Annotated in this window: 12 protein-coding genes; 4 read left to right on the forward strand and 8 right to left on the reverse strand. The window is 57.2% G+C overall.

What is annotated here, in order from left to right; translation table 11 throughout:
• Position 1 precedes the first annotated feature (1 nt).
• The 3 genes from HMPREF9697_RS03955 to HMPREF9697_RS03965 form a co-directional block, all read right to left on the reverse strand.
• Positions 2–1,300 (reverse strand): O-antigen ligase family protein, encoded by a 1,299-nt coding sequence (locus HMPREF9697_RS03955; protein WP_002715861.1) that lies wholly within the window; start codon positions 1,298–1,300, stop codon positions 2–4.
• Positions 1,297–2,622 carry a glycosyltransferase family 4 protein gene (locus tag HMPREF9697_RS03960; RefSeq protein WP_002715862.1) on the reverse strand — a complete coding sequence of 442 codons (1,326 nt, stop codon included), beginning with the start codon at positions 2,620–2,622 and terminating at the stop codon, positions 1,297–1,299. Before HMPREF9697_RS03960 ends, HMPREF9697_RS03955 begins: the two co-directional genes overlap by 4 nt.
• Before the next feature lie 328 nt (positions 2,623–2,950).
• Positions 2,951–3,601, reverse strand: a complete 651-nt coding sequence (locus HMPREF9697_RS03965) for a response regulator transcription factor (RefSeq protein WP_002715863.1) — start codon at positions 3,599–3,601, stop codon at positions 2,951–2,953.
• Positions 3,602–4,100: 499 nt separating this feature from the next.
• Here HMPREF9697_RS03965 and HMPREF9697_RS03970 point away from each other — a divergent pair, with 499 nt between their 5' ends.
• From HMPREF9697_RS03970 to HMPREF9697_RS20095, 4 genes are all read left to right on the forward strand, one after another.
• Positions 4,101–4,892, forward strand: a complete 792-nt coding sequence (locus HMPREF9697_RS03970; RefSeq protein WP_002715864.1) for a LuxR C-terminal-related transcriptional regulator — start codon at positions 4,101–4,103, stop codon at positions 4,890–4,892.
• 122 nt (positions 4,893–5,014) lie between these two features.
• The gene (locus tag HMPREF9697_RS03975) at positions 5,015–6,283 is read left to right on the forward strand and encodes a YncE family protein (RefSeq protein WP_002715865.1); all 1,269 of its coding nucleotides are present in this window, start codon (positions 5,015–5,017) and stop codon (positions 6,281–6,283) included.
• 22 nt (positions 6,284–6,305) lie between these two features.
• Entirely contained in the window at positions 6,306–7,604 is a 1,299-nt protein-coding gene (locus HMPREF9697_RS03980) for a polysaccharide biosynthesis/export family protein (protein ID WP_002715866.1), read from the forward strand.
• Positions 7,605–7,651: 47 nt separating this feature from the next.
• Entirely contained in the window at positions 7,652–7,999 is a 348-nt protein-coding gene (locus HMPREF9697_RS20095) for a VanZ family protein (protein WP_157223241.1), read from the forward strand.
• 33 nt (positions 8,000–8,032) lie between these two features.
• Here HMPREF9697_RS20095 and HMPREF9697_RS03990 read toward each other — a convergent pair whose 3' ends face one another.
• From HMPREF9697_RS03990 to HMPREF9697_RS04010, 5 genes are all read right to left on the reverse strand, one after another.
• On the reverse strand, positions 8,033–9,472 hold the full coding sequence (locus HMPREF9697_RS03990) for an HlyD family type I secretion periplasmic adaptor subunit (RefSeq protein ID WP_347329431.1): 1,440 nt from the start codon (positions 9,470–9,472) through the stop codon (positions 8,033–8,035).
• On the reverse strand, positions 9,363–11,561 hold the full coding sequence (locus tag HMPREF9697_RS03995) for a type I secretion system permease/ATPase (protein ID WP_002715869.1): 2,199 nt from the start codon (positions 11,559–11,561) through the stop codon (positions 9,363–9,365). Before HMPREF9697_RS03995 ends, HMPREF9697_RS03990 begins: the two co-directional genes overlap by 110 nt.
• Positions 11,562–11,646: 85 nt before the next feature.
• Positions 11,647–15,777, reverse strand: a complete 4,131-nt coding sequence (locus HMPREF9697_RS04000; RefSeq protein WP_002715870.1) for a beta strand repeat-containing protein — start codon at positions 15,775–15,777, stop codon at positions 11,647–11,649.
• Between the two features lie 67 nt (positions 15,778–15,844).
• On the reverse strand, positions 15,845–16,567 hold the full coding sequence (locus HMPREF9697_RS04005) for a sugar transferase (protein ID WP_002715871.1): 723 nt from the start codon (positions 16,565–16,567) through the stop codon (positions 15,845–15,847).
• Positions 16,568–16,573: 6 nt separating this feature from the next.
• Complete coding sequence (locus tag HMPREF9697_RS04010; protein WP_002715872.1) at positions 16,574–17,815, reverse strand: DegT/DnrJ/EryC1/StrS family aminotransferase; 1,242 nt, start codon at positions 17,813–17,815, stop codon at positions 16,574–16,576.

Consider the following 17,815-nt stretch of genomic DNA (forward strand, 5'->3'; position numbering starts at 1 on the left):
GTCATTCGCTCCGGTTGAACAGGAGAGACGAAGCGCGGGAATCTGCGCCAGCCATCAGTGCAAAGGCCATCGCAAACCAGAATAACGGTTGGCGAATAATAAGGTGGAACATGCTGAGGACAATGATGCTCCACACTACAGCCGTTAATGCATCGAGATGCGTGTGATAGGCTGATTTGAAGGCCGTTCCCACAAGCCAGGTGAACGACAGAACTGCGATCAGACCACCCTGCGTGAAAAGATCCAGAAACGTATTATGTGCTTCGAAGTTTGGCGTACCATTGACCTGAGGGTGCTCAATATATTTTGGCTCGGTATCTTCCCGTCTCGCGGCAACGAGGACAGGCGGGATCTCGATATGAGGTCCAGGTCCCAGTCCCAGCATGCTGGATTCGATTCCGCGATCGATCGCGCTGCTCCATGCATTCAAACGTATATTCGCCGTTTGCGATGTCTCCTGGCGCGTGCCCTTTGCCATTTTCATCATGAGGTCGAATGTTTCGGCCTCGACCAGATTGGCAAACAGGAACGCCGTGGCTGCGATGATCGGAAGTGAGATAATGGCGATACCCGCGAATGCTCTTCCGACCGAGGCTTTCTGCATCATCAGCGACGTCCTGAGCTTTAACAGCGCAAAAAGCAGAATCCCGGTAACCAGGATGACTGCGTACGTATCGCTCTTGGTAAGCCGTCCGACATAGATAGAGAGCGCGGTGCATATGGCGGCGACGACTTTTCTACCGAACCCTGCGATGTGCTCGATAAAATGAATCGAGAGAAACGTGATGATCGCGCAGAAGATGGCGAGCTGGTTCGGATTGTCTGATAAGCCGCGGAATCGTTCCCAGTACCAGGGATCCGTATGCGGGATAGTGATAAGGCCCCAAGCGGGAAGAAGTTGAACGCCCAGGAATGCGGTGCTGAACAGTGTCAAAAGCCATGCGACACGATGAATGTGGCAACCTGCATCCGGCCCGACGGCGCAGAGAAGGCTTACAGCGAGGAGGATCGCGTATGCGAGAATATCGTGGATGAACAGGTTCGGGTCATGAATGTCGCTAATCACGAACGCCGTTGCCGAGCCAAGACATAACGAAATGACGAAGAGCATCCAGAATACGAGCATTCGGGAGAGTGCAGGCGTCATCTTTGAATGCAGGAGATTTCTCATGCTGCCAAGCATGAGAACGACCCAGATGACCAGGCTGACTTCGCCCGGCCCGACCGGTAGCCCCGCGGGCCGCAACTGCGATGCAGTTGTCAGCATCAGACCAAGAGCGAGCAAGGCATCACGGATCATGGGCCAACCTGCTGCAATGAAATTCCGCTTTCGCCGTTTCGGCTCCTGTACACAGGCGCCTGATTTATCGTCGCAACGTATGCTTCGGCGTATCGATCGGCCGTGAGCTGAAGACCAAACTCTCGTCGCACCAACTGCCCGGCGCGCGCGGCCATCACACGCGCAATCTCTCGCCCCCGCAACATCTCCAGGATTCGTTCGGCGAGTGCGCGCGGATCTCGTGGCGGCACCAGAAATCCGCTCCATCGATCCATGACCACATCGGTGCATCCCGGCATCGTTGTCGTAACGATGGGCAGGTTTGCGAGTGCCGCCTCAAGCAGGACGCGCGGGACGCCTTCGCGATACTCTGTCGGGAATGCGAAAACGTCGGATAGCCGGAGCAGGGCGGGAATGTCCGATCTCTGGCCGGTTGAGATCACATAAGGTATGTGGCGATCGAGGTCGGCCTGTGTGATGGCCGACGATCCCTCGCTGGCGCGGGGGCCGACAAGCAGGAAACGGACGCTGGGACGCTCTTTGTTCACCAATGCCGCGGCAGCAAGAAGGGTGGGGATTCCCTTTTGACGAGTCATTCGGGAAACTGTGATGACGATCTCAGATCGATCCAGCTTCAGTTGCCGACGAATCTTGGCTGATGATGGGCTGTCGAGAAGAGCCCCATCGAAAGCCTCGACATCGACGCCTGATCCCGGAATCAGCCGGCGTTGACCTTGCCCGATCATGCGATGTCTTTCGAAGAAAGCTTGGTCGTCTCGATTCTGAAATATCGTCATCGCGGTGAAGCGCGCCGCGATACGATGCAGCATTGGAAATACCTGGCGGAGCGTCAGGGCCGTCGCAGAGCGCGACGAATATATTTGGCCAAGTCCGTTGATCGTGCGGATGGCGTGAACGTCCGGCAGATTGCGGACTGCGATGGGCACCAGAAGGTTTGGCTTTGTGTCGAAGCTTTGAGCAATATCTGGCTTAACCTCCGCGATGAGCTTTGACAGCGCATGGATCGCAGATCTGTCGGCGAGCGGATTGATAAACCTGTCGAACCGAAATGGATGAAAATCGATCTCATGTTTGGCGAAGGGAGTAGGGTCGCCGGTCCCTGCCGCAGTGACAGCAAAACCTCGGTCCCGGAGCGCGAGCAGGAATGGAATGCGCAAATTGTGATCTTCGCCTCCGATGCAGAGGAGGTGTGGCTTTGTGTATCGGCGGCTGGAAGATCGGGCGTTATCTTTTTTGCAATTCGTCGCTTTCAAATGGATGTTCGGCCGGTACGTATGGTCACGGGCCTGGCTCTCGGTATAAGAGGAAAATCCATCGGTCATCGGAGCGCACCTGCAACGCGTGGCTACATCTCGCTGTCGCTACAGCCTTCGCTTCATCCGTATATGGCGGGGTTGCCGATCAGATAAATGACTGCTGTTAGATAGAGATGGGACAATGCTATCAGCAGGAGGGTATGCCGATCTGGTGCATTACGGAGTACCTATATCGGGGTATGCAATGCAGCTTCGACTGTGTGTTGATCGCAGGGTTTGCAGCGACACTTGCTATTCGCGCGATGCTTGCTTTCGCAAGCAAAAGATCGCCAGTCTGGCGCTGGTGACTCGGGTGCCAGATCTGGAATTCAGTGTGTGTCGTTCTGGATTCGTATCAAACCAAGAGCCAAGCGGGTCCGGAATAAGTGACTGCCATTGCTACGAGCTCGGCGCGGTTCTTGATGGAAAGCTTGTGGTAGATGTGGTGAAGGTGAAGCTTGATGGTACCTTCAGAAACGTTCAACCGGCGAGCGGCTTCCTTGTTCGAAATCCCTGCGGATATCTGATGCATGATCTCGCGTTCGCGCTCGGTCAGACACGCGTGGGGCTGGTTTGGGGTGTCGACAGGCGCTGCCTTGCTTTGATGTCGCAATGGAGGCTTGTGGTGCGATGTGGAATTCGCTGGCTCATGACTACCGGCGATCTGTGCCAGGCATCGCGCCAATGTTGATCCCTTGAGGGGTAAGTCGTAAGTGGCGTTGACGGATGTGTCGTCCGGCTCGGATAATGCCGCGAGGAAGACTACACGTGTGAAGGAGCAGGCTGAGGCGATCTTCGCTAGAATGTCGTGCCCCGGAATTTTGCTGTACGTCAGGCGTTCGATGATCGCGATGTCGGGGGATTTGGCTTGGACGAGCCGGACGCATTCGGAAATCGTGGCACAGCTTGAGATGACTTCGAAATTGCCTTCAGCACTTAGAAAATTGGCGAGGCTCTGCGAAACCAAAGGGTTGCGATTCGCAATAACGACCCTAACGCAACGCATGACACACCTCTGAAATGGGTGCCCCCCACTCAGTACAAATGTGGCCTAAGAGGCATATCCTCAGGCGCAATAGCGTAACAGGAAACGCTCCCACATCTGTGCCCAGCCGGCAAATCAAAAATCTGTAACAGAACAGGAGAAAGCCTAACTCTTTCGGGGTAGGGCCGGCTGTCCGATCACAGTCCTAAGCATGACCGGGCAGGGGTTGGCAGGGGGCGGGCCGTTTCGGAAGCCCTCGCGCGCATAACGAACGATATATATCGATGCCGCGAATTGTCATTTACATTTCATAAAAGGATTACGGTCTGATCCATTTCGGACGTTTGATCAGTGGCTGGGTTTTCAGAAGAAAATAATCGCTCAGGCAGGAACGGAGGGATTAGGAGGCTGTACCAAGACTAGGATTTATATCCTTGGATCGCTTGGTTGATGTTGGCCAATGACGGCTTCGACGCGGGAACGAAGTCAGTCAGAAGTTGGCGTAGTTATGGAGTCGAACATGCGTGCGACCGTCATTGTCGGATCGAATAATCTTTTCCGCGAAGGTCTTAGTCGTATTCTTGGAGCCGCTGATTTTAATGTTCTGGATGCAATCACGGGTGTCGACGATATCGTTCTGGAGTCCGTGGCCCTACATGATTGCGTTCTGTTCATTCTCGATGCCGGCGATGGCTCGAATGCCGTGCTCGATCAGATCAAGCTCATCAAGGCGCGAAATCCGATGTGGCGCGTCGTGGTGCTGGATAACACCAATCAATTGATCAATATCCCGTCTGTTTATCGCGCAGGTGTCAGCGCCTACCTGGCCAATGTAGCAACGTCGGTTGCTTTCATCAAATTTCTAGAGCTTGTGATGCTGGGCGAAACAATCCTGCCGGCCGCGTTTCTTCCATTCGTTCTTGATCAGGCCAACGATGGAAACGGTGCGAATTCTCACGTCGATGCAAGCGAATGCAAGGGAGATCTGGAGCAGCAGCTGATCGCAGCGGCTGGCGGATCCCCGATGCCGCAATTGTCGTTGCGGGAAAAAGTGGTCCTGCGCTGCATTATTGAAGGTGGATCGAACAAGATGATCGCGCGGAAAATTGCCATCTCGGAGGCAACCGTAAAAGTTCACGTCAAGTCGATCCTTCGTAAGATACGCGTCCATAGCCGCACACAGGCAGCCATTTGGGGCATGAACAGCGGATTCTCCCTTTGCCAAATCGAGAGCGGCTCGACGCTCTCCCCTCCGATCGTGGTGAACCGGCCAGAGTCTAAGGGCATGGCGGCATTGCCTCCCGCGCGATGAGAAAGAAGCCTCTGCCGCTCATGGTAGATGCACGTCAGGAAAGAAGCCAAAGGTACGTTCTGGACGTCGATTGAGAAGAGACGAGGCATCTTCGATTTTCCGAATTCGCTGATCGGATAAACATGGGCGAGATGTGCGCGCTGACGGCAAGAGGAATGTTCTATGTGGCGTTGCTATGGAGCGCGTCGCACGTCTCGGCGTTCGCCATTGATGATCTGAAGACGGCGCAGGCTCTTCCGACGCTTTCCGCGCCGAATGTCGCCTATCTGCAGGAGGCGAGGGACCCGGCGTTTGGCACGCCCGTGACTCGCGTGACAGACCCAGGCGCGAGGATGCCCGGCGGTGTTGTCTGTAAGCCCGCGTACTGCACGCACAGGTACTCTAGCTCTCAGGCATGGAATGCCGATCAGAGCTTGCTGGTGATCACGAACGGCTGCCTCGGGCTATGTTTCCTGGATGGACAGACCTACGTTCCTCTTTTCCATCGTTCGACGCCAGATGAATGCGAGTGGCATCCAACGGATTCGCGGCTGATGATATGTGTCAGCAGCCGCGCAATTTATACTTGGAATCCCCGGAGCGATATCAAGACAATCGTTTTCGCTGGAGATGGCTACCGCAATCTCCAATTCGGGCCTTACAAAGGTAACCCATCACGAGACGGTAGAAGACTGGCCGTTCGCGCAACGACAGCCGACGGGACCCTTGTAGTCTTTGCCTATGACATTCAAGACAAGACGAAATTTTCGGATATCGATCTTACGAAACTGCCGGGAAAGAACGGCTATTGTTCGATCTCTCCATCTGGGCGTTACATTTTCTGCTCTCAGAAAATGCCCGGGGATATTGACCACGGATATGTGTTTGCGGTTGATGGCACGCAGCTCCAGTACTGGAGCGATCATCATCGTCCAGGTCATGGCGACATGACGATCGATGCTGATGGCAGTGACGTCTACGTCGGCATCAGCAAAGACTATCCGGACAAGTTTCACATCATCAAGCGTCGGCTGATTGACGGCAAGGTTACGGACCTCGCGCCTTACGGAGAGGGGCAGCACGCGTCGCTTCGGAACATCAATCTGCCGGGATGGGTCTTCCTGAGCTATGGCGGCAATTATGCCGAGATTGCCGCCCATCCAAACTGGGCGCCCTTCTACCAGGAGGTGGTTGCTCTCCGCATTGATGGGAGTGGAGAGGTCCGGCGGATCGCCCAGACCCGCAATCCCAGGCATGACTATTGGAGCGAGACCCACGCATCGCCATCGCCCGACGGGTCGCAGGTGATCTGGTCCAGCAATTGGGGGCAGCCTGGTGGCCCAGTCGCGGATTACGTCACGCGATTGTCCTGGCCGAAAGAGTTCTCGAAGCAGTCCTCAATGCGTCAATGACCGCCAACACAGGAGTGGCATCATGTCGACGGCTCGATTGTCAATGGAACCCGGCTTCTTTGGATGTCGCAAGGTTGCACGCCTCTTCTGTTTCGAGTTCCTGCTGTTTGCAGCAGCAATGTTATGTGCAGCGTCTCCGGCGAAGGCCGAGTATAAGTTGCATGTCGGCGATGTGATCGAGATTTCGGTCGCAAGAGCGCCAGAGCTCAAACAACGCGTTCCCGTGCAATTGGACGGCTCGATCTCATTTCCGATGTTGGGAAATCTTCCGGTCGCAGGCCTCACGCCTTCGGAGGCCCAATCCAGAATTCAGGCGATCCTCGCCACCAAGGTCTTCCGTCAGCGGCTCTCCGATGGGCGCGACAACGAGATTATGATCGACCATGACGAGGTGACGGCAACTGTCGTGGAATATCGGCCTATATACGTCAATGGGGATGTTTCCAAGCCCGGTGAGTATGCTTACAGGCCGTTGATGACGGTTCGTCAGGCGGTCGCTCTATCGGGCGGCTATGAGCTGATGCGTTATCGCATGCAGAACCCTGTTCTCGAAGCCGCGGATCTGAGAGCCGAGTATGAGTCCTTATGGGCGGAGTTCGCCAAGGAGCAGGCGCATGTCTGGCGTCTGAAGACGGAGCTCGGAGAGGATAAGAGCCTCGATCAGAGCAGCCTCAAGAATTTGCCGTTAAGTCAATCGACTATCTCCGAAATCGTACATGTCGAGGCGGAGCAATTGAAAGCCCGTCAGGCGGATTACGATAATCAAAAGGCCTCCTTGCAACATGCGGTCGCACTGGGAGAAAAAGAGATCGGGGTTCTGACAGAGCAGCAGAAGCAGGATGACGAAGGGGCTCAGGCCGATATAGATGAGTTGCAGAGGACCCTGGATTTCTATGGTAAAGGCGCGCTTCCAAGTCCGCGCGTTGCGGATTCCCGTCGCGCGGTGCTGATGTCGTCGACCCGCAAGTTGCAGACATCAGCTCAACTAATGCAGATCAAACAGCAACAGGGTGATTTCGAGCGCCAGCTTGGGAAGCTCGACGATCAACGTAGGATGGACCTGCTCCGCGAGTTGCAGGATGCCAATTTGAAGCTTGCAGAGGTTCGGGCGAAGCTGCAAAGCACATCGGAAAAACTGCAGTATGCGACACTTGTTCGATCGCAATTCGTTCGGGGCGGCAGCCAACCCGAGATTGTTGTCATAAGGATGGGTGAAAAAGGTCAGATGCGCATTCGGACGAATGAAGAATCCGAACTTCAGCCTGGAGATGTTGTGGAGGTGACTCTACGACCGGGCCAGTCCAGCGATCAGAATGAGTAATAAGGTAGAACGGAAAGTATATGCTAAGGAATAGTAGAGAACTTGCGTTGAGGGCTATTGGTTTGATTTCGGTGTTGTCGGTGGTGGTGTTGTCGTTGGTACCTGGCCGTTTCCGTCCCCACGTTCTGCCGAGTAACCACGAGGAACACTTTATAGCCTATGCTGTGGTGGGCTTCCTTCTTGGCACAAGCTATCCTGCACCCAGGCAGCGGCTCATTCTTGCCGTTCTATTGGCTATCGGTGCAGCCTCGCTCGAAACGGCGCAAATTTTCATCGTGGGGCGAACTGCAAGTATTGAGGATCTCTTGGCCAGCATTCTCGGGGCATGGACAGGTCTTATTCTGTCGCCCCTCGCACAGCGGCTGCTTGACCTGATGTTCAAAGCGGCATCTTGATCGGAACGCCTTCTTCCACATTCAGCAAAGACCTCACCGTTCGCGTAAGATATCGTGTCTGTATCGGGCGAGCGGGGAAAGCAGGTAGCTTATGATGCGCCGCGATCCGGTCTTGATTTCCGCCGTCACGGCCATGCCGGGAGAGAGTGGGAGAAGCTTGCCGTCGATCTGCATCTGAGTGCGGTCGAGCGCGATCCGGGCTGCGTAGGTAAGTTCCTGCGTTTTGGGCTCATCTGTCGAATTTTCCGGTAGCATTGGCTGCGTGCGCGATTTCTCGGGGGCAATGGCGTCGCGCGAAACGCTGATGATGTGTCCATGAAGCAGGCCGTAGCGTGTGAAGTTGAAGGTATCGACCTTGATTTCGGCTGTTTGTCCGGGGACTACGAAGCCGATATCCCGATTGGACACCATGGCCTCGACCTCCACGCCGCCATCTGTCGCCACGATCACAGCGAGTGATTGTGCCGGTGTAACGACGCCACCGATGGTATGGACCGCTAATTGCTGCACGACGCCGTCAATCGGGGCTGTAAGAATCTGAAGCTTAGCCTTCTGCTTCGCTTTGATGACGTCCTGTCTGAGGCCGCCTGCTTTCTGTTCTGCTTTTGCAAGATCGTCGAGCAGGGTGCGACGGTACTCGGCCTTGGCCCGCGCTTGCGTCTCGTTGAGCGCGGCAATCGCCGCATTCGTCTCTTGTTCTCTGCTTTTCTGAACGAGCGTCTCGTGCTGTTGACCGACGAGGTCTTGCAACTCCGACAGATAGGTAATCTTCGAGCCAAGCTTGTTCTCATAGAGATACTCGCGCATCTTTGTACGCTCCTCAAGCAAGGGCGTGGTGGCTTCGAGTTTGGCGACGTTGGCGGTGATGGTGTCCCGTTCCGCCCGTTTTTGTGCGATCTGTCGGTCGATCTCGGCGATTTTTGCGCGATGCTCCTGGGTCTGCGTTATCAGATATTGACGCTGCGTTTCGACGAGATCCTTGGCGGCGTCCTGAGGTGGTGCGAAGCCATCGACCGGATTGTCGTGGTTTGCGAGAGCGGCTTGAAGACGCGCGACATCGAGCTCCGCGGCGATGAAGTCGATTTCCATATGCTTGACATCGGCCGTATTGATTGTCGGGTCGAGTTCGATCAGCACATCCCCGGCCTTAACCGTTGAACCATCATGAATGTGAATGGCGCGGACCACGCCAGCCTCGAACGGCTGGATAATTTTGGTGCGGCCATTGGGAATGACCTTGCCGGGTGCAACCGCCACGATATCGACAGTGCCGAGCGATGCCCATATCAGTGCTATTCCGAAAAGCGCGATGATTGTCGCGCCGAGCGCGCGTGCCGTGGGGGAGGCGGGAGTCTCGATGATTTCAAGCGCTGCCGGTAGGAACGCCGTCTCGTAACGGCGAGAGGATGTCCGTCGTCCCGGGAACGGTATAATTTTTCTGACGGAGGTCATGGAGTCCCGCCTGTATGTCATGGAGGCTGGCATAGCGTCCATTGGTTCGCATCAGTTCGTCATGCGTTCCATCTTCGATCAGACGTCCCCGCTCGAGCGTGAGGATGCGGTCGGCACGACGGACCGTCGAAAGGCGGTGAGCGATAACGATGGCCGTGCGACGCTCGCAGATGCGGCGCATGTTGTATTGGATGATCCGCTCGCTCTCGTAGTCGAGCGCGCTTGTCGCTTCGTCGAAGATCAGGATGCGCGGGTCGGTGACGAGAGCACGGGCAATCGCGATCCGCTGCCGTTGCCCGCCAGACAGGCTACAGCCGCGTTCGCCGACCAGCGTGTCGTAGCCTTCGGGAAGCTGGAGAATGAATTCATGTGCGCCGGCAAGTGTTGCCGCGTGAATAACCTGATCCATTGGCATGGCCGGATCCGCGAGCGCTATATTTTCGCGGACGGAGCGATTGAACAGCATGTCTTCCTGTAGAACGACGCCAACCTGGCGGCGTAACCAGGCCGTGTCGACCATGGTGAGGTCGACGCCGTCCACGAGCACGCGTCCGCTTTCCGGCACGTATAGGCGCTGGATCAGCTTGGCGAGTGTGCTCTTGCCTGATCCGGAAGGTCCGACGATTCCGACGACCTGACCGGCGGGTATGTGGAACTGCACGTCGTGCAGGATCGTCGGTCCGTCGATGCGATAATGGAAGTCGACATGCTCGAAGGTGATCTCACCGCGGATTGGCGGGAGCGCGGCCCGATGGGGTGTGCCCGACGTTTCCGGGCGAGTATTCAGAATGTCGCCCAGCCGTTCGATCGAGAGGCGGGCCTGATGGAAGTCCTGCCAGACCTGGGCGAGGCGGAGCACGGGTACGTTGACCCGGCTCGCAAGCATGTTGAAGGCCACAAGCTCGCCGACGGTCAGATTGCCTTCGATGACAAGCTTGGCGCCCAGAAACAGGACAGCGGCTGTGACGAGCTTGCTAATGCACTGAACTGCCTGGCTCGCCATATTGCCGAGGTTCAGCACGCGAAAGCTTGCAGAGACGTAACTTGCGAGTTGCTCCTCCCAATGGCGCTGCATCTGGGGTTCAACGGCCATCGCCTTCAGCGTTTCCATGCCGACGATGCTTTCCACCAGAAAAGCCTGGTTCTCGGCACCGCGCTTGAATTTTTCGTCGAGTTCGCGGCGAAATAGCGGTGTCGCAGCGGCCGAGATCGCGAGGTAGAACGGAAAAGCGCCGAGCACGATCCAAGTCAGCAGCGGAGAATAGACGAACATCACGATTAGAAAGATGCACGTGAAAGCGAGATCGATAATCAGGGAGAGCGCCGAGCCCGTGAGGAAGTTACGGATATTCTCGAGCTCGCGAACGCGCGCGACAGAATCGCCGGCTCGGCGATTCTGGAAATAGGCGAGTGGCAGAGAGATCAGGTGCCGGAACAGCCGGGCGCCGAGTTCGACATCGATTCTGTTGGTGGTGTGGGCAAACAGATAAGTGCGTAGCGTGCCGAGGATTCCTTCAAACATTGCGATCGTCACAAGGCCGATGACGAGGACCTCGAGTGTGTCGATACCGCGGTGAACCAGTACCTTATCAATCACGACTTGGAAGAATAGCGGCGTGACGAGGGAGAATATTTGCAGGAAGAATGAGGCGACGAGCACTTCGCCCAGAAGGCCGCGATATTTCCGGACGGCGCCGAGAAACCAAGTGATGTCGAAGCGCCTCGACAGATCGGACAGTGTCGCGCGGCGCGCCATCAAAACCAGGCGGCCATCCCAGAGTTCTTCGAATACAGCCTTGCTCATGACCTCCGGCCGTAGCCCTGGCGGACGTTGGACAAGGACCTTGTCATCGCAAGCGCTGCCGACGATCAGGAAGCTGCCGTCGGCGAGCGACGCGATGGCGGGAAGGGGTGTTCGTGCCAAGCGTGTCCAGTTCGTCTTGATGCTCCGTGTTTTGAGGCCAAGATTTCGGGCGCAGCGCAGCATCTCCGTGATGCCGACGTCATCTGTTCCGATACGATGCCGAATTTGTTCGGCCTCGGCGGCAACGCCGTTCATCCGAAGCAGCAGAACGAGAGCTAGAATTCCTGAATCGTTTTGTGGGGTCATTCGCAGACATCCCGGTTTCAGGCTAGGAAATTCAAACTGGCCATCTCATGTCGTCGGATGCGGTTTGTCTGTTCTTTCTGCAGCGTCAAGCATGGTGGGAGGTGGCCAGAAATGGAAATCCTTCAAACTCGAAATGACTTGATGGCGAATGGCCGGCCGAGCCGAATCCATTGCTGTTAGTTTCGTGAAATCCGGTGGCCATGTACTGCTCCATCAGGGCCGTGAGATGCTGGAATGAAGAACTGTGCTGATTCCAGTTATTCCAGATCATAGCGGGGGTCGCCGGAGGGTCTGTAACGGTGATCGTCTGAGGCGCCGACGTCGCGGATTCTCCGGCTGTCGTATTGCTCGCGGTGATGGTCAGCGTATTCACCGGATGGTCTGTGCCACCGTAGGTGGATTGCAGTGACAGGCCACTATTGACCTCCGCTGCCGTCAACGTGACAGAGCTGCCGCTGAAAGTTTTCTTATCGAGCGTGTCGGTGATTGTCTCATAGCTTGCCAGCCCGCCGATCGCGACGGTGACCGTGTCGTCGGCATCGAACCCAGTGACGTTCACTGGGAGTGCCACCGATCCCCCGGCATTCACCGTCAAAGCGGTGCTGCCGAGCGTAAGCGTAGGGGTCTCCAGCGATGGCTGGATGCTGATTTCGGTGACGGACGTTTGCCACCAGCCATTCGCGATATACTCGTTCGAAACCCAGAATCCATGGGCGTTGTTCGGATCGGCGATTGTGGTCGAATTAATGCCCCAGCGCTGAACGCTGGATCCGTTACCCGAGTTGAAGAAGCCGGAACTCGCCTGATACAGGATCGGCGCGCTGAAGGCGCCCGCGCTGTTGCCCGCCGACTGGTAGACATAGTAATCCGAGGGATACATGTTCGGACCGCTGGCGGTGAAGTTGATGAGGACATCACCGGCGCCATCCACGGCGATTGAGCCGTTGAAGGTGGCGACATTGGTGCCAAGTGAAGCGCCCGAGATGTCGCCTTGCGCCACCAGCGTCGGACTGTTTGGATTGCTGACGTCGATCTTGAACCAGTGAACCAGCGGGACACTCGACCCGACCGGCTTTTCTTCGGTGATGCCGTAGAGAAAGCCGTTGGAATAGGCGAGATTCTGAACGCGTTTGTCCGTCGCATCCAAAAGCAGGCTCGTTCCAAGCTGCTGTGCGGTGTAAGAGCCACCTTGATCGATGTTGCCAAGTCCAATCGTGCTCACCGGTCCGAACGTCTTGGTCGCCACGTTGTAGACCTGCAGGGTCACGACGATCTGGCCGCCGGTGGAATAGCTGCTTGCGTAATAGGTGTTGCCGTTGTCGCCGGCCACGACGCGATAGATGCCCTGGTTCGGGGAGGTCACTTCACTCGCCGTAACCGTCATCGTTCCGCCGTTGTAGATGCCGCCGCCTGCGCCTGCGATATCGCCGATGACCCACACGGCAGTTCCCTGCCAGCCGCCACCACTGACATTATACTGCGGCGCGGTGATATAGATGTTGGAGCCGTCGACGGAAACCACGGGTGTATCCGAACTTGTCAAACTTCCATTGAGGGTGAGCGAGGTGTTCAGCGAGGCAAAATACCAGCCATCGTTCGGGTTGGAGTCCTTTGAAACCGCTATATCGATATTGCTGACCGTGCCATTGGAGCCGATGTTGTCCATGGTGACGATGTAGCGGCCGTTCACGCTGTCGTAGACGGCGCGCGGGTCGAACAGGGCATTCGTCGCCGTTGATCCGAGGGACTTGAAGAACTGGTAGACCGATTGTGTCGTCGAAGCACCGCCGGTCAGGTTGCTCCATTCGATCTTTGAGCCTTCCGCCATCAAGATATAGTTTGATCCCACGGCGAGTGCATTGTGCGGCGGATAGCTGGATGGGTCGGAAATACCGGAGAACTGCGTCTCGATCTCCGGTGTCGCGGGGGGCGGGGCTGCGGTCTCGGTCACCACGAAAGGTGCCGAGAGGGAGCTGGTGTTGCCTGCAACATCCGTTGCTTTGGCTGTGATACTGTGGGTTCCGACGGAGAGCGGCGAAGTCGTGATGCTGAATGCACCCGTCGTGGCATTAGCCGTTCCCGTGCCGAGTACGGTGGTGCCGTTGGTGTCGTACAAGGTCACGCTGCTGCCGGGGGCTGCCGTGCCATCGATCTCCACCTGGCTGAAATCGGTAATTCCATCACCTTTCGTGCCGCTGTCGGTGGTCGGATCGAGAGTGAGGCCCGTGGGAGCCGCCGGTGGCGTGGTGTCGATGGTGATCGAATCAGCCGCCGAAAATGCGCTGATATTTCCGGCGGCGTCCGTTGCGGTTGCGGTGATGTCGTGAACGCCGTTCGACAGCGCGGTCGTGGTGATGGCAAAGGCGCCCGTGGTGGCATTGGCCGTTCCTGTACCGAGCACGGTGGTGTCATTGGTGTCGTACAAGGTCACGGTACTGCCGGGCTCGGCCGTGCCGTCGATAGTCACTTGCGTGACATTGGTGATTCCATCGCCTTTCATTCCGCTGTCGGTGGCCGGATCGAGGGCGAGGCCCGTGGGGGCGGCCGGTGGCGTGGTGTCGATCTGCAGTGTTCCGGCCGGGTTGTAATTCACTGCGCCGGATAAGTCGGCATTGTTGCCGAGCGAATCCTGAATTGTTGCGCCATTCAGGGCTGCGGACGAGATCGTGAGATCGGGTGTGTTCTGGCCCGGCGCAACGACGTAACTGAAGACGAGGGCGCTGCTGCCTGAGCCGCCGACATAGCTTGCGGTGCCGCCGTCGCTGAGTGTCAGGGTCGGTGATCCGCCTGCGATGTTGACGGTAACCGCGCTGCTGAAATTGACGGTCAGTGTCACGGTCTTGCCGGCATTCAGATCACCATTGCCGTTGGTGATGCCTATGCCGGATGTTGCGATCGACGAAACCGTCGGATTGGCGGAGTTGGTGACTTCAACCTGTGAGACGGCGGTCTGCCACCATCCGCTCGCGACGTATTCGTTGGATATCCAGAACGCGTTCGGATTGTTGGGGTCGGGGATCGCTGTCGAGTAGGCGCCCCAGCGCTGCACGCTCGAACCATTGCCGGAGTTGAAGAAGCCCGTGCTCCCCTGATAGAGAATTGGCGAGCTGAAGCTACCCGTCGGCGCCGAGGCGGCTTCGTAAACATAGTAGTCGGAGGGATACATATTCGGGCCGCTGGCGGTGAAGTTGATGAGGACATCACCGGCCCCGTCCACGGCAAGAGAACCGTTGAAGGTTGATACATTGGCCCCGAGCGATGCGCCGGATATGTCTCCCTGGGCAACGAGTGCCGGACTGTTCGGATTGCTGACGTCAATTTTGAACCAATGAACGAGCGGTACGCTGGAGCCAATCGGCTTCAGCTCACAGACGCCCCAAAGAAAGCCGTTGGCGTACTGAAGGCTCTGGATACGCTTGTCGCCGGCGTCGAGCAGTAAGCTGGTGCCCTGCTGTTGAGCTGTGTAGGTGCCGCCCTGGTCGATATTACCGAGCGCAATGGTCGTTGCGGGGCCGAATGTGTTGGTGGTGGCGTTATAGGCCTGCACGACCGCGACGATCTGGCTGCCCGTCGAATAGTCGCACGCGTAATAAGTCGTTCCGTTGCTGCCTGTGGCGACGGTGAAAACACCCTGGTTCGAGGGGGTAATCTGGTTGGCGACGACCGTCATTGTGCCGCCGTTATAGAGGCCGCCCCCGGCGCCGGCCGTCTTTCCGATCACCCACGTCTCGGTTCCTGCGTATCCCGAAACGTTGACGTTATATTGCGGAGCCGTGATGTAGATGTTGCTGCCATCGACGGTGATTGAGGGGCGATCGGACGAGGTCAGTTGTCCGTTGATGGTCAGTGATGTGTTGAGCGATGCGAAATACCAGCCGTCATTCGGATTGGAGTCTTTCGAAACTGCGACGTCGATATTGCTGATGGCTCCGTTAGAGCCGATGTTCTCCATAATGATGATGAAGCGGCCGCTGGCGCTGTCGTAAATGCAGCGCGGATCGTAGAGCGAATTGGTTGCCGTCGCTCCGAGCGATGAGAAGAAGCTATAGACAGACTGAACTGTGGCGGCCCCACCCGTGAGATTCGTCCATTCGATCCGAGAGCCTTCCGCCATCACGATGTTGTTAGGCCCGACGGCGAGGCCATTGTGCGGCGGATAGCTCGATGTGTTCGAGATTCCGGAGAAGAGCGTGTCTATTTTTGAGGTCGTGCTCATGTGACGCTCCCGCGTTCAGCCCGTCAGCGAGTCTCCGGTGGTGTCGTCGGTTGCCGAAAGTATGCAGCTATGTGGCGGCGTGCCCTTCCTGCGCGATGGGGTCTTGGAGTTCGGAGGCAATTCCCAGTATCTTTGGGATGTGGCCGATGGCGAGCAGGGAGATCGTCGCCAGAATGATGCGCAGGTCATTGGTTGCGCTGATCTCGTGGCTGTAGCGCTCGTAATAGCCGAACTTGATCGGGAGGATTTTGTATCGGTAGATCGCCACCGGGTCCTTGTCCTGATCGAGCAGGTCGCTCTCGTTGCGAAACAGGATCGCGGCATAATCTGTCATGCCTGGGCGCATCGAAAGGAGAACGGCGCGTTGAGCGGGAGAGAAAAATTCCATGAACTCCGGAACCTCGGGGCGGGGGCCAACCAACGACATGTCGCCCGCGAGGACGTTGATGAGTTGCGGTAGTTCGTCGATCTTCGTTCTTCGCAAGAATGCGCCGATTCGGGTCACCCGCTTGTCCGCACGCACGGTCAGGGGTGCGCAACGCGGCGCTTTTGCCACCTTCATCGAGCGGAATTTATAAATTTTAAACGGGTGGCCGTTCAGTCCGACCCGCGTCTGCCGGAAGAAGGCCGGCCCCGGCGTTTCCATCCGGATCGCGATCGCGAGGAGGAGGAACAACGGAGATAGCAAAACCAGTCCAAGCATCGAACCGGCGACATCGATAGCGCGTTTAATTTTGAGTGTTGTGATGGGTGGCATCGTTACCGCGGGAGGGCTGTCGCAAGCGAGCATGGCGGGTTACTCCAGCAGTTCCTGCAATGCATCGGCGACCCGGTCGACCTCTTCGTCGGCCATGGCGGGAAACAGCGGCAATGACACCGAGCCAGCGAAATAGCGGTCGGCCTCTGGAAACTCGTTCGGCTTGAAGTCGTAACGCTGCCGCCAGTAGGTCATCTGGTGAAGTGGCCGATAGTGAACCGATGTGCCGATGCCCCGTGCGGTCAGAGCCGCGATCAGGTCGTCGCGGCTGATGCGTGCGGTCTCGTGGAGTCGAACAGGAAACAGATGCCATGAATGAAGGCTGTCCGAAGGAGCCGGGGTGGGGCAATCGAGCGGCAGGCCGGTGAGCCTTTTCAGATAACGTTTGGCGGCGCGCTGACGTCCGGATTGCAGGGTGTTGGCGCGGCCGAGCTGAACCACGCCGATGGCGGCGGCGACGTCGGTGAGATTGTATTTGAACCCCGGCGACACCACGTCGTATGCCCAGGAGGCTCCGACCTTGCTGAAGCGATCGAACGCATCGCGGTTGAGACCATGGGTCCGCATGACGCGCGCGCGGGCGGCGATGTCCGGGTTGCGGGTTACGATCATGCCGCCTTCGCCCGTCGTGATCGGCTTGTTAGCGTAAAAGCTGAACACACTGGCGTCCGTTTCCCAGGAGCCGACCGGGCGGCCTGATCGATGCGCAGGCAAGGCGTGCGCGGCATCCTCAATGACCTGGAGATGATGGCGGCGGGCGAAGTCGAGCACGGCAGCCGTATCGCAAGGAAAGCCTCCGAAATGGACCGGAATAATCGCCTTGCAGCGTGGCGTAATGCGACGTGCAGCGTCTTCGAGATTGATCGTGCGCGTTTTCTGATCGACATCGACAAGAACAACTTCTGCGCCGAGGTAGCGTATCACTGAGGCGGTGGCAGTGAATGTCAGGGTTGGCACTAGCACTTCATCTCCGGGGCCGATCCCACAAGCTTCCGCGGTGAGATGAAGTCCGGCGGTTGCCGAGTTAACGGCCACAGCCTCTACGCCGTCTCCGAGGAAGGCTGCGAATTTCTGTTCGAACTCGTGCGCCTTGGCGCCGGTAGTCAACCATCCAGAGCGAAGCACGGCTGTTACGGCCTCAATCTCGTCTTCAGAAATGACGGGACGGAAGAACGGAATATTGGCCGGAGGTGCATAGACCTTCGATTGAACGGGTGGAGCGACGAGCGGGGGGCTGCCAAGCTTTGAAGTACGGATGTGCTGAGCGTCCTGGTAGCGCAT

This window comes from Afipia felis ATCC 53690, from assembly GCF_000314735.2.
Lineage (GTDB): Bacteria > Pseudomonadota > Alphaproteobacteria > Rhizobiales > Xanthobacteraceae > Afipia > Afipia felis.

Coding starts and splice junctions, on each gene's coding strand:
- HMPREF9697_RS03955 (WP_002715861.1), bottom strand. CDS start 1,300: ATGATCCGTGATGCCTTGCTCGCTCTTGGTCTGATGCTGACAACTGCA.
- HMPREF9697_RS03960 (WP_002715862.1), bottom strand. CDS start 2,622: ATGACCGATGGATTTTCCTCTTATACCGAGAGCCAGGCCCGTGACCAT.
- HMPREF9697_RS03965 (WP_002715863.1), bottom strand. CDS start 3,601: ATGCGTTGCGTTAGGGTCGTTATTGCGAATCGCAACCCTTTGGTTTCG.
- HMPREF9697_RS03970 (WP_002715864.1), top strand. CDS start 4,101: ATGCGTGCGACCGTCATTGTCGGATCGAATAATCTTTTCCGCGAAGGT.
- HMPREF9697_RS03975 (WP_002715865.1), top strand. CDS start 5,015: ATGGGCGAGATGTGCGCGCTGACGGCAAGAGGAATGTTCTATGTGGCG.
- HMPREF9697_RS03980 (WP_002715866.1), top strand. CDS start 6,306: ATGTCGACGGCTCGATTGTCAATGGAACCCGGCTTCTTTGGATGTCGC.
- HMPREF9697_RS03990 (WP_347329431.1), bottom strand. CDS start 9,472: ATGACATACAGGCGGGACTCCATGACCTCCGTCAGAAAAATTATACCG.
- HMPREF9697_RS03995 (WP_002715869.1), bottom strand. CDS start 11,561: ATGACCCCACAAAACGATTCAGGAATTCTAGCTCTCGTTCTGCTGCTT.
- HMPREF9697_RS04000 (WP_002715870.1), bottom strand. CDS start 15,777: ATGAGCACGACCTCAAAAATAGACACGCTCTTCTCCGGAATCTCGAAC.
- HMPREF9697_RS04005 (WP_002715871.1), bottom strand. CDS start 16,567: ATGCTCGCTTGCGACAGCCCTCCCGCGGTAACGATGCCACCCATCACA.
- HMPREF9697_RS04010 (WP_002715872.1), bottom strand. CDS start 17,815: ATGCGCTACCAGGACGCTCAGCACATCCGTACTTCAAAGCTTGGCAGC.